The sequence below is a fragment of the Fodinibius salsisoli genome (genome assembly GCF_026229185.1).
Lineage (GTDB): Bacteria > Bacteroidota > Rhodothermia > Balneolales > Balneolaceae > Fodinibius > Fodinibius salsisoli.
Genome location: NZ_JAGGJA010000003.1, coordinates 339,681 through 352,420, shown reverse-complemented (window position 1 = coordinate 352,420; position 12,740 = coordinate 339,681). Strand labels below are relative to the sequence as shown.

Annotated in this window: 8 protein-coding genes; all 8 read left to right on the top strand. The window is 43.1% G+C overall.

Features of this window, described 5'->3' with window-relative positions; genetic code table 11:
- Positions 1 to 6 precede the first annotated feature (6 nt).
- The 8 genes from J6I44_RS06415 (at position 7) to J6I44_RS06380 (ending at position 12,710) form a co-directional block, all read left to right on the top strand.
- The gene (locus tag J6I44_RS06415; protein ID WP_265765187.1) at positions 7 to 1,800 is read left to right on the top strand and encodes a RagB/SusD family nutrient uptake outer membrane protein; all 1,794 of its coding nucleotides are present in this window, start codon (positions 7 to 9) and stop codon (positions 1,798 to 1,800) included.
- 95 nt (positions 1,801 to 1,895) lie between these two features.
- The gene (locus J6I44_RS06410) at positions 1,896 to 2,447 is read left to right on the top strand and encodes a discoidin domain-containing protein (protein WP_265765186.1); all 552 of its coding nucleotides are present in this window, start codon (positions 1,896 to 1,898) and stop codon (positions 2,445 to 2,447) included.
- A gap of 186 nt (positions 2,448 to 2,633) precedes the next feature.
- A complete protein-coding gene (locus J6I44_RS06405) occupies positions 2,634 to 3,752 on the top strand; it encodes a glycoside hydrolase family 76 protein (RefSeq protein WP_265765185.1) in 1,119 nt (372 codons plus the stop codon).
- A 355-nt stretch (positions 3,753 to 4,107) separates the two neighbouring features.
- Positions 4,108 to 4,704 carry an RNA polymerase sigma factor gene (locus tag J6I44_RS06400; RefSeq protein WP_265765184.1) on the top strand — a complete coding sequence of 199 codons (597 nt, stop codon included), beginning with the start codon at positions 4,108 to 4,110 and terminating at the stop codon, positions 4,702 to 4,704.
- Positions 4,705 to 4,874: 170 nt separating this feature from the next.
- Complete coding sequence (locus J6I44_RS06395) at positions 4,875 to 5,930, top strand: FecR family protein (protein WP_265765183.1); 1,056 nt, start codon at positions 4,875 to 4,877, stop codon at positions 5,928 to 5,930.
- Positions 5,931 to 5,986: 56 nt separating this feature from the next.
- A complete protein-coding gene (locus tag J6I44_RS06390) occupies positions 5,987 to 9,520 on the top strand; it encodes a SusC/RagA family TonB-linked outer membrane protein (protein ID WP_265765182.1) in 3,534 nt (1,177 codons plus the stop codon).
- Positions 9,521 to 9,538: 18 nt separating this feature from the next.
- Positions 9,539 to 11,245 carry a RagB/SusD family nutrient uptake outer membrane protein gene (locus J6I44_RS06385; RefSeq protein ID WP_265765181.1) on the top strand — a complete coding sequence of 569 codons (1,707 nt, stop codon included), beginning with the start codon at positions 9,539 to 9,541 and terminating at the stop codon, positions 11,243 to 11,245.
- 196 nt (positions 11,246 to 11,441) lie between these two features.
- The gene (locus tag J6I44_RS06380) at positions 11,442 to 12,710 is read left to right on the top strand and encodes an exo-beta-N-acetylmuramidase NamZ family protein (RefSeq protein ID WP_265765180.1); all 1,269 of its coding nucleotides are present in this window, start codon (positions 11,442 to 11,444) and stop codon (positions 12,708 to 12,710) included.
- Positions 12,711 to 12,740 lie beyond the last annotated feature (30 nt).

Genomic DNA, 12,740 nt, shown 5'->3' with positions numbered 1-12,740 from the left:
AGCATAATGGATAGTTTAAAACATTTAGGCACGGTACTGTTGCTTGCGCTCATCGTAGGGTCTTGCTCTGATTTCTTAGGCCAGGTACCCGATGACCGCTTGACACTCGATCAAACCTTTTCGGAAGAAAATACGGTCGAAGATTTTTTGGCCGATATTTATTCACGCCTGCCCAATGATAACCAACGGTGGTGGACAGGTGGAAACAATGGCCCATGGACGGGGGCATCGGATGAAGCTGAGTTCGTCTGGTCTTATTATTTCCAAAACTCGGTGAATATTGGGGCTTGGGATGCAACAACAGGTCACGTAAGCGAGATGTGGTCTAATTATTACCAGGGAATACGTTCAGCCACTTATTTCATGCAGAACGTAGATCAGTGTAGAGCCTGTGATCAGGGACGGATCATTCGATATAAGGCAGAAGCCCGGGCTTTACGAGCAATATTCTATTATAACTTGATGAAAATCTACGGGCCGGTAGTCATGTTCGGCAATGAACTCCTTCCACCGGACGCTTCCCTTGATCAGGTGCAAAAGAAACGGACTCCTTATGACGAAGGCGTTGATTTTGTGGTGAACCAGCTGGATTCCGCCTCCATTGATTTACCAGCAACACCTCCCAATAATGCCTATTACGGTAGAATGACCAAGCCCTACCTGCAGGGTATTAAGTCTAACCTGTTGCTGTTGGCAGCGAGTCCGCTTTATAATGGGAACACCGATTACGCTTCCTTGCAAAACCCCGATGGTACTCAGCTTATCAGTCAGCAGTATGATGAGAGCAAATGGGAGCGAGCAGCCAATGCAGCTAAAGAATTTATTGATGAGTATGTGCCCGGAACCTTCTCATTATATCGTAAAAATGGTCCCGATGGTCAGTTTTCTCCCTACCTATCTACTCGGGACGTGGTGTTAGAAGACTGGAATAGCGAAATCATTATGGCGCGTCCCGGTGCGGGGGTCGACCAATATGCTAAAACTCCATACCACTCCGGTTCGGCTTCTGAAAATCGGGGAGCCGGAGGGCTTGGAGCTACACAAACCATTGTGGATGCTTATTTTATGGAGAATGGTCGTCCAATTGATGATCCCCAATCAGGATATCAAGAGTCTGGCTTTTCGGACTACCAGGCGCCTTATGATAGCGAAGCGCGTAGAACTTACAATCCATGGACTAATCGTGAGCCCCGCTTCTATGTAGGTATTACCTACAATGGCAGCCAGTGGCTGAATACAGATCCACAGCCCATCATTACTAAGACCTGGTACGAAGGGAATTCAGGCAAGCGCATTGGAGGAAATGATTATACGCCTACCGGCTATATAGTACGTAAGAATGTAGGAGTTGGAAGCGGTAATACCACAATTCCCATGATGCGGTTAGCAGAAATCTACCTGAACTATGTGGAGGCACTCAATGAGTATGACCCTGGCAACCCGGATATCCTGGAGTATTTAAATCGCATTCGCAACCGGGCAGGTATCCCGGAGTATGGATCAGAAAACCTGCCGGCTCCTTCATCCCAGGAACTAATGCGGGAGGCCATCCGTCATGAACGTCAGGTGGAGCTGGCCTTCGAAGATAAACGATACTTCGATACCCGACGTTGGAAAATAGCTGAGGAGACCGCCGGTGGGCCTAAGTACGGAATGGATATTAATGCCACGCCCGAGTCTGAGTTCTATAATGAGGTGGCATTTGAGGAAAGGATTTTTGAGCAAAAGCATTACCTGTATCCTATTCCTCAGGATGAGGTAAATATTGATGCAAACCTGGTTCAAAATCCCGGTTGGTAATCTTTTAAATCATAGCTGCCGGAGAAAAGCTGACTGACAACAATAGCTAAGAACGGCAGCTATTACAATATACAAGTAAGAAAATTTTTTATACTATGTTTAGAATTAGCCACTTTTGTAAATCATTGTTGATGCTGGTAATCATTGGGATAACGGTAAGCACCTGTAATGATGACCTAAGTCCCTTATCTGGAATCGAAGAAAGAAGTATCAACGATCTTAGTGTTGATGCTACAGTGGCGGTAAGCCAAGAAAATCCGGGAGGTGCTACGGCCAATGAAGGATCTTTAAAGCTTACTGACGGAGATAAAAATTCAAAGTTTTTAATCTTTGGCTATACTTCTGACTTCTGGATGGAGCAGTCATTTGATGAAGGTGTTACTGTCAATGCCTATACGTTAACCTCCGGAAATGATGCGCCTCCAAGAGACCCTCAAAGTTGGACTTTTGAGGGTTCCGATAATGGGGAGGACTGGGAAGTGATAGAAGAAATCAGTGATGCTACTTTCTCATTAAGAAATAAGACAGCGATATATGAGCTTGATTCGGAAGTTACATATCAGCAGTATCGGCTGTCAATAACAGCGAATGCGGGTAGTAGTCTACTTCAAATAAGCGAATGGCGATTGCTAAACATTGAGGGTTAAGCACCATCAATCCTTTATCAGGAGGTTCCTTTTATCCAAAAGTTTACCCCAAGAATTCTTGGTTATGAATAGATTCGAGAATCATAAGAATATTTTCGGTCGTTTAAAGGGAGAGACCATCAAAATTTGTAGTAGTAAGCAATGTACGTATCCTGATTCATTTTAAATAAGTCTTCTAATATTGCTATGAAGTTAACTCATACTATATTTCTCCTGACAGTGGTATTTCTTTTTTGGGGATGTAGCTCAGATGTCAAAGATAAATCCGCAAAGTCAACATCAGCGTCGGAATCTAAAGTAGCATATACCGAAGCTGAAGCCACAACCGCCCTCGAAGCGTTTAATGAGCACTTTTATTCAAAAAAAGCAAACCTCTATTACGAAACAACGGAACAGAAGGAATTGGGTTCCATATGGACGCAAGCCATTTTCTGGGATATCATTATGGATGCCTATGAGCGTACGGGCGATGCCCGATATGAGCAGATGATCCATGATATCTACGACGGAGGATACCGAGAATATGCCGGCTACAACTGGGAAAACAAAGAAGAGTGGTTTATCTATGATGACATCATGTGGTGGGTCATATCGTTGGCCCGGGCTCATACTATTACCGGGAATGAGAACTATCTGAAGCTTTCTAAGACAGGATTTGACCGTGTGTGGAGAGATTCCTATGACCCTGAGGATGGCGGTATGTATTGGAACTTTGACCACAGTGGAAAGAATGCGTGCATCAACTATCCGACGGTCATTGCAGCAATGCGATTATATCATATTACGGACGAATCCGAGTATCTCAAAAAAGCAAAGAACATTTATAGATGGTCAAGAAGAAACCTGTTTCAGGAAGCTTCAGGCCGCGTGGCCGACCATAAAGTGGGCGAGGATCCGCCGGGATTTGAAGACTATACTTATAACCAAGGTACCGCCATTGGGGCGGCCGTAATGCTTTATGAGGAAACAGGAAAGCAGCAATATCTGGATGATGCTATCCTTGCCGCGAATTATACGAAAGAGGAGATGTCCAACGAGGATGGAATTCTGCCCGCAGAAGGGGATTGGAATGAACAGGGCGTCTTGAAGGCAATTTTCGCGCGATATATGGATATGCTTGTCGAGGATGCAGGACAGGAGCAGTACTTGCCATGGCTACAAAACAATGTGAATACCGCTTGGCGAAACCGAGATGAAGCCCGTACGCTGATGTACCGGGATTACGATGTGCCCGCTCCAACAGGTAAAATTCAGTCGTACGAGGCCAGCAGCGCTGTAGGATTTATGCAACTTATCTCACCATAGTCAGCATGAAAAGTTAAAACCTATATAAGAAACTCTTAGTTTATTATTTGATGACGAGTAGTATCATATCCAGAGTTGAGGACATTTTATTTCATTTTTAACACCTAAATGAGCTGGAAATCCTGATATAGTACCTCTTTTTTTAGCTTTCCTGTGTATTGATTTTCAAGAATTGGGTCCTTTTGACCAGTTTCTTGATAAGAGAGAGTTATGATACCAAACCCTTCTGTTTTGTTAGATGTAAAATGCTTTTAACAAAAATGGATCCCTATTGATAAAGGCATTCAAAATCGCTATTTAATTTTTTACGGCTAAAATTTGAAGATTACTTTAGGGATTGGTCTCATATAAAAACATGATTCCGCATAACGAACGTAAAGAATTAGATAAGGGGCAAAGCAGTGAAGAACTTTGGGAATCTTTATGTGAGGGTAATCGGAAGGCCTTAAATCAGCTTTTTCGGTTGTTCTATGAACCGTTATATGATTACGGTATTAAATTGGTTTCTGATCCAGAGGTTGTTAAGGATGGAATTCAGAAACTTTTCTTGCGTTTGTGGAAACGTCGTGAAGCGCTTAGCCAAGCCCAATCGGTTAAGGCTTATTTATTGTTTTCGTTACGGCGCATCTTGTTGCGAATAAAGAAGAGTCACAAAACCCGTATTAAACGAAATAAGCATTATCTGGATAAAACCTTTAGCAGGTCCTTTTCTACAGAGGAGATTGTTATTGAAAAGGAGTTAGAGCGCGAAAAGAAAGAGAAGTTACTTGAAGCTATTAATGCTCTCAATGGTCGACAAAAAGAGGCACTTTTTCTGAGATATTATCATGGATTATCAAATGGTGAAATAGCCCACGTCATGGATATCAATCGGCAAAGTGTTCGCAATCACCTTTCTCGAGCACTCAAAAGTTTGAGAACCCTCCTGTATGGTATGCCATGGATTGATTAGAAAGGCTATTCGACATTTTAATGCCGGTAGCTTAAAAAAGATTCGAGAAATTTGAGTACGCTATATCTTTGGTTGTGTCTTATAGGGTGAATGATGCTGTAAGCTAGCCCACATTCTTTGGTTAGGCTGGTTATAAGCATTTCATTTTATTTCGACATAATAGATAGACTGTGGAAGATTATAGCAACAAAATAGAAGTACTTTTAGCGAATGAATCTTTTGTACGTTGGATTGAAGGAAATGCCTCAGAGATGGAAAGGGCAGGGTGGGAAGCCTGGCTCAAGGAAGATCCCGCCCGTGAGAAGGTAAAGGAAGAGGCAATTCAAATACACAATAACTTCCGGTTTAAGGAAAACAAGCGTGCTGATATGGAATTTGAGTTATCAAAGCTCAACCAATCAGTGGATAAGTTTGAAGGGGCGCAAAAGCATACGATTACCAGGCAAGCTCGGAACAGATCATATTATCCACTCGTTGCAGCGGTTGGTTTGTTACTCATGGTGGTATTAGGTAGCCTATATTTTTCGTATGATCCTGAGGAGCCTGTCCAAAAGGAGGGACCAACATTTCTGACAAGATCTACAGCATTCGGTGAAAAGAGACTGTTGACTCTTAGCGATGGGTCTACGGTACAATTGAATGCCAATTCTACCTTAAAGTTACCGGAATCTCCTGCCGGAGATTTACAGCTTTGGCTTAAAGGGGAAGCTTATTTCAATATCGTACATAAAAAAGGTGCTCAAAAACGGACGGTAACTGTCCATACTCCGGATGGTAATGTACAGGTACTGGGCACCAAATTTAATGTAAATACCTTTAATAAAGGTACTGAGGTTGTATTGAAAGAAGGTAAAGTAAGGGTAGGCGTAATTGATAAGACGGGGCATTATAGAGCAAATCGGACAATGAAACCCGGGGAATTGAGTCAATTTACTGCTGAGCATGAAGAAATACTCATTACGCAGGTTAATCCTGAGCTGTATACCTCATGGACAGACGACAAACTGATTTTTGATCATACGCCAATTGTTGATGTCGCAGAGCGCATAGAGCATATTTATGGGGTAGAATTGGTAATGATGGATCATGAAATCGGGGAAACTGAAATCTCTGGATCTATTCCAAATGATAACCTTCCTATTTTCTTGCAAGCGCTCGAGAAGATTCTGCAACAACCTATAACAAGAAAGAAAGGTGTAATACAAATAGGTTCACCTGGCAAATAGCGCATATGGATTAATAAAATGTCTAAATACTAACCAAAACTTCGATGGATATGATAATGAAGAGACTGATACTATTTTTCATATTATGTGGCATTGTGGGACAAATGCCAACAAAGGCACAAGATTTAGGAGAAGTTTTAACACTTCAGCGAAATAATGTGAACCTACAAGAGGTAATACCATTAAAAGAGCAACTAGACTTAATTGAGAAAGAATATCAAACGACTTTTATCTATAAAAGTCACTTGGTAGAGCAAAAATTTGTAAAACGACAAAAACCCAGAGATAAAAAGCTCGCAACAGTACTTCGTAATCTGCTTGACCCTCTGTATTTAAAATTTGAGCAGATTGGCAATAAGAACTTCATCATTCTGCCAGCTGAAAAACCAGAGCCTCAACTGGATGAAGAAATTAGTGGAATAGTTACTGACGCAAGCAACGGTGAAACGTTGCCCGGTGTAAATATAATGGTGAAGGGGACTACAAAAGGGACTACCACAGGCAGCAATGGTGAGTTCAATCTCATGGTTCCAACATTACAGGATACGTTGGTCTTTTCTTTTGTAGGTTTTCAGACTCGAGAAGTGCCAATTGCCGGTCGAAATAGTCTCGAGGTAGACCTGCAGGCTCAAGCTGTAACAGGGGATGAGGTCGTGGTTGTAGGATATGGAACCCAAGAAAGGGCCGACCTGACAAGCAGTATATCTACTGTGGATGTCGAAAAAACTCTTGAATCACGGCCTATAACTGATTTGGCACGCGGCTTACAGGGGTCGGTAGCAGGCCTCACCGTGACAAATGCCACGGGAGAAATAGGAACAAATTCAAGCATTACACTCCGTGGCTTGCAGGGATCACTCAATTCACCAGGTGGAGCTTCACCGCTTATTTTGGTTGATGGGGTTGAAGTAGAGAGCCTCAATCAAATTAACCCAGAGAATATTGAATCTATTTCTGTATTGAAAGATGCTGCATCCACAGCCATTTACGGAAGCCGTGCGGCTTGGGGAGCGGTACTAATTAAAACCAAGCTTGGGGATAAAAATAGTGTCCCACAAATTAACTATTCGAATAGCTTTTCTTTTGCGACGCCTACTAATGATTTGAATTTAGCTCCGGCCGCAGAAGGAACAGAAATGGCATTCAATGCTTTGCAACGATCTAATCCCTCTACCAACGTTTTTGGAGTAGTCGGCATGTATTTCGATGAAACAGCCATCCAAAAAATGAGGGAATGGGAAGAGCAGTATGGTGATCAAAATCTAAGTGACGAAATGGTTATGGGGCGCGATTTTGAGATCCGTGACGGGCGGTTATTCTTTTATCGCCCATGGGATGCAGGGGATAAGTTCATGAAAGAGTGGACTCCGATGCAGAAACATAATTTAGGTGTTTCCGGCGGAACGGAAGCAACAACCTACAACATAGGATTGGGTTATCTTGGCCAAGAGGGTGTGCTTGATATCAGTAATGACAAATGGCAGCGATATAATGTAGATATTGGGCTGCAGGCAGATGTAAATAACTGGCTGGATGCGCGCGGAAAATTTATGTTTGCACAAACGGAGCGAACCCGCCCCTACACTAATTATGGTGCTATTTATGATAGCTGGTATTATCTGTATCGTTGGCCACGCACCTATCCTTATGGCACTTATGAAGGCAGACCATTTCGGAGTGCAGTTACCGGCATAAAACAAGCCAGTGAATCGCTATATACTTCTTCGTTATCTCGCATTACCGTTGGAGGTACGGCAACCTTGACAGAAGGGTTAACAATCGATACGGACTTTACTTACAATCGTAAGGAAGACCATCTTGACCAAACGGGAGGCAATATTCAGGGGTACAATTTCTGGGCCGGTGGAGGCAACCTTAACTATGGCACGTATTCCAGTCCCACCTTTAACAATGTTAATTATACCTCTGACTGGACCCGACGCAGCAATTTACGAGCAGTAGCAACCTATGAAAATGATCTCGATGAGCATTCGGTTAAAATACTGGCTGGTGGGGAAGCTGAGCAGTTTGATTTTACCTCCCAATATTCGGAGCGCCAGGGGCTGCTTGATCCCAGTAAAGGGGAAATTGACCTGGCCAATGGCGATCAGTTTGTCAATGGTGCCCGGACAAATTGGTCTACTGTAGGGTTTTTTGGCCGTATCAACTATTCTTTTGAAGATACTTATTTGTTGCAGCTTAATGCCAGGTATGACGGATCTTCTCGGTTCCCTTCAAATCAACGGTGGGGTTTCTTTCCATCAGTATCAGCGGGTTATAAAATTAGTGAGGAATCCTTTATGGATTTTTCAAAACCTGCGCTTACGTTCTTAAAATTAAGAGCTTCTTATGGTTCGGTAGGAAATAATGCCGTGGGGGCCTATCCTTACATTGCTACAATGGGTTCTTATGGTTCAGACTGGTTAATCAGTGGCAGTGAAGATGAAGTTACCTTTGGAACACCGGGAGCGGTTTCAACTTCCCTTACCTGGGAGACCGTTACAACTCTCGATTTTGGCTTTGATGCCCGGTTCTTTGAAGACCAGTTAAACCTTACCTTTGATTGGTATGATAGAACCACCAGCGATATGCTTTCCGCCGGAATAACACTGCCCTCCACATTTGGTACAGGCTCACCCCGCAGGAATTATGGCGAATTACAAACAAGAGGCTGGGAGCTTGAGATAGGTTGGAATCACTCATTTGAAAATGAGGGGTATCTCAATCTTACAGGAACACTGTCTAACTTTACAGAAGAAATTACCAAATATGCCAATACCACACAGGGAATTGGCAGCTATCGTACTGGTCGTATTTTAGGGGAAATATGGGGTTATGAAACGGACCGCTTGTTTACCCGGGACGACTTTCAACAAGATGCCAGTGGTAATCTGCTGACTGACGAAGATGGGGAATATCTTTTAAAAGAGGGTATCCCGGATCAATCGCTGCTGGAAGATGGTTCTTTTTCCTTCGGACCAGGTGACGTCAAATTCAAGGATCTCAATGGAGATGGCAAAATAACATATGGCTCAAATACGGTTGACGATCCCGGTGATCAAAAAGTGATTGGTAATTCTACGCCTAAGTTTCAATACGGACTGCGTATTGGTGGTGGATGGAAAGGGTTTGATCTGAGTGTATTTCTGCAAGGGGTTGGTAAGCGTGAATTTTGGGCCAATGGACCGGTATTTGTGCCAGGTTATCGTCCGTGGGAAGGATGGTTCGAAAACCAGCTCGACTATTGGACACCGGAAAATAAGGATGCCTTTTATCCTCGACCAACAAATCAATTACAGTCAAGCTATACCCGTAATTTCCGGCCTCAAACACGCTACATTCTCGATATGTCATACTTTAGGATGAAAAACATAACTATTGGATATACTTTGCCGAAGTCAATTACTTCTAAAGTCAAAATTGGAAGTCTCCGCGTTTATGTAAGTGGCGAAAACCTGTTTGAATTTGACAATGTAAACGTTCCCCTTGATCCGGAGACAAACTACACAGATACAGGTCGAGCCGGTTCATTCGGTCGCGTTTATCCATTTCAGAGAGTTATCTCTGCCGGCTTAAACATGAAATTCTAAACCTTTTAAAACCTCGTTATGAAATATTCATTTTACATATCGATTTTTGTACTCCTGTGCGTAGTGGCAACAGGCTGTCAGGATGATTTTTTGACACAACCACCCCAAGATGAGTTTACCGATGATACCTATTGGACCAGCGAAAGCAATGTGCGTACTTTTTCCTGGGGATTTTATGAAGCCTATTTTCAGGGATACGGACAAAGCTTCGGCTGGGGTGATTACTTTTCCGGGCAGTCATTGAACGATGATTTTGCACCTTCAAGTCCACCTAATTTTGTTCGAAATGTGCCTACCTCAGGCGGCGGATGGTACTTTGGGTGGGTACGGAAGGTGAATCTTTTTATAGATCGGGTGCAGCAGGTCCCCATGGATCAGGAAGCTATTAACCATTGGACGGGTATTGGACGCTTCTTTCGAGCATTGGAGTATAACGATCTTGTTAAGAGGTTTGGTGCAGTACCATGGTACAGCGAGGTACTAAAAGAAGATGAACAAGATAAACTGTATAAAAAGCGTGATTCGCATGTTGCGGTGATGGATAATATATTGGCTGATTTTCAGTATGCAGTCGAAAATGTAAGAGCAAATGACGGGACCGAGGGACTTACCATTAACAAATATGTAGTACTTTCATTTATGTCACGTGTATTTTTGTATCATGGTACCTATCTAAAATATCATGGCATTGATGAGCAAAAGGCATCAGAATACTTACAGGTGGCCAAAGACGCAGCCGAGCAAGTAATCAATTCTGGTCGGTATTCGGTAGCAGCCGACTATAGAGAGCTGTTTAATTCGCTTGATTTGGGAGGTAATCCCGAAATAATACTTTATCGGAAGTACCAAACGGGTAGCATTACACATAGTTTAAACAGCTATTCTAATAAAGAACCACAAACCGGTGCCTCTAAAGACGCCATTGAAGCTTACCTGGCCACTGATGGCCTGCCAATCGCACTTTCACCAAACTACCAGGGCGACAAAACGATAGAAAATGTGATGGCCAATCGTGATCCGCGTATCACGGAAACCTTTGTGCAGGAGCTTCGATTAAACGGTATAGATGGAAATTATTCTACTTCTGGATATGCCCAGCATAAATTTCTTAATGAGTCCATCGCAGATTTGCCAGAAGGTAATTCGAATGATAATACTACGGATGCACCGGTTATTCGGTATGGTGAGGTATTAATGAATTATGCCGAAGCCAGCGCCGAGTTGGGTAATTTGACCCAGCAGGATCTGGATAAGTCTATTAATAAGCTACGTAACAGAGATGGAATTAATATGCCAGATCTCCAGGTAATAGGGGGGCAACCCGCTGTAAATGGGGAAGTCTATGATGATCCTCAGCGCGATCCATCCGTCCCGTCGATGGTCTGGGAAATCCGTCGAGAACGCAGAGTAGAACTCATGATGGAAGGTTTTCGCCTGGATGACTTAAAACGCTGGAAAAAATTAGAATATGTAGACACGATCGAAAATAAAGACATCAACCGAGGAGCATGGATTGCAAGGTCTGAGTATCCGGCTACAGAAGGAGATGTTCGAATCGAAGGCGGGGCAGAAGAGGGGTATATCGTGCCTGCATTTGAAACCCAATCACAGCGGCGATTCGACGATCCCCGTGTTTATCTTTTTCCCATACCATTAGATCAAATAACGTTATACGAAAACAATGGTGTTACTTTAGAGCAGAATCCCGGCTGGGAATCCCCATAGAATAACTATAATGACTGATCTCTGGATAAACGTCAGGGGTCAGTCTTATCTTTTACTGCTTCCAGCAAGGGATGGGAGCAAGGTAAATCTAAGAATTACGAGAAGCCATTGGGTATAGCAGTTCTCACTTCTTTGAGCTATTTTTTAAAAGGAATACTACAGGGAAATAATTATTACAATGGTAATAGGGCGTATAATGAATATCAAAAAAATAGTTATTCTACTTGGGTTATTTTTCATCTCCTGTCAACAATCTCCCGAGAAAAAGACTTCTGATTCCAGTGCAAAAGTCGTGACGGGTGCCCAGCATCTTGTAAATAATAACTTCGACATCCTTGAAGGGAAAAATGTGGGGTTAGTAACTAATCATAGTGCCATAGTGGGAGACTCCCTGTTAATTGATCTTTTGCATCATGCCGAGAATGTTGAACTTAAGGCACTGTTTAGTCCCGAGCATGGTATCCGGGGCCAAGCGGATGCCGGCGCCCATATCAAAAATAGCACTGATCAGGAAACGGGACTTCCAATATATAGTCTGTATGGAAATACCCGAAAGCCAACCCCTGAAATGCTTGAGGGTATAGACGTATTAGTTTTTGATATACAGGATGTTGGGGCTCGTTTTTATACGTATATTGCCACGATGGGATATACCATGCAGGCCGCGGCCGAGCAAGGCATTCCTTATGTGGTGCTGGACCGTCCGAACCCTCTTGGAGGCGCTAAAGTAGAAGGATTTACACCTCCACAGGATTATAAATCATTTAAAGGGTTATATCCGATTCCCGTAACCCATGGTATGACGGTTGGAGAATTTGCTAAAATGGTAAAAGACGAATCGTTTATCGGTGGTTTAAGCAATCTCAACCTAAAGGTGGTAGAAATGAAGGGCTGGAACCGGAATATGTTGTGGCCAGAGACCGGATTGCCCTGGAAAGCACCAAGCCCTAATATACCGGATTTTAAAACGGCCCTGATTTATCCCGGGGCCTGTTTATTTGAAGCTACCTGGATGAGTGAGGGGCGCGGAACCGAGGAACCATTTATCATCTTGGGAGCGCCCTGGGCTGATGGAGACTCACTGGCAAAGAGATTAAATAGAAAGCAGTTACCAGGATTAAGGTTTTCTGCTGCTACGTTTACTCCAAGAAGTATTGAAGGTATGTCTACAAAGCCAAAATTAGAAGGCAAGAAGCTAAAAGGAATCAGATACCATATAACACAAGCCGACTCTGTCAATCCATTTGCTGCTGGAATTCACGTGCTTTCGGCTTTTTATAGGTCTGCCCCTGATTCTGCAAAAGTCAATTTTTTCCGTCCCTCCCGCCTGAATACGCTTGCAGGTTCTGGCCAGTTTCATGACTGGATAACGGCGGGACAATCAGCTCAAGCAATTGTTAACGAATCGCAAGAGGAAGCTGATGTCTTTAAAGAAAAGCGAAAACAATATTTGCTGTATGATTAACTTTACTCCATCTGTGTTATTCAGATTTAA

What these genes read in the sequence shown, in the direction of transcription:
- J6I44_RS06405 (WP_265765185.1), top strand. Translation starts at nt 2,634, where the DNA reads ATGAAGTTAACTCATACTATATTTCTCCTGACAGTGGTATTTCTTTTT.
- J6I44_RS06400 (WP_265765184.1), top strand. Translation starts at nt 4,108, where the DNA reads ATGATTCCGCATAACGAACGTAAAGAATTAGATAAGGGGCAAAGCAGT.
- J6I44_RS06410 (WP_265765186.1), top strand. Translation starts at nt 1,896, where the DNA reads ATGTTTAGAATTAGCCACTTTTGTAAATCATTGTTGATGCTGGTAATC.
- J6I44_RS06380 (WP_265765180.1), top strand. Translation starts at nt 11,442, where the DNA reads ATGAATATCAAAAAAATAGTTATTCTACTTGGGTTATTTTTCATCTCC.
- J6I44_RS06390 (WP_265765182.1), top strand. Translation starts at nt 5,987, where the DNA reads ATGAAGAGACTGATACTATTTTTCATATTATGTGGCATTGTGGGACAA.
- J6I44_RS06385 (WP_265765181.1), top strand. Translation starts at nt 9,539, where the DNA reads ATGAAATATTCATTTTACATATCGATTTTTGTACTCCTGTGCGTAGTG.
- J6I44_RS06415 (WP_265765187.1), top strand. Translation starts at nt 7, where the DNA reads ATGGATAGTTTAAAACATTTAGGCACGGTACTGTTGCTTGCGCTCATC.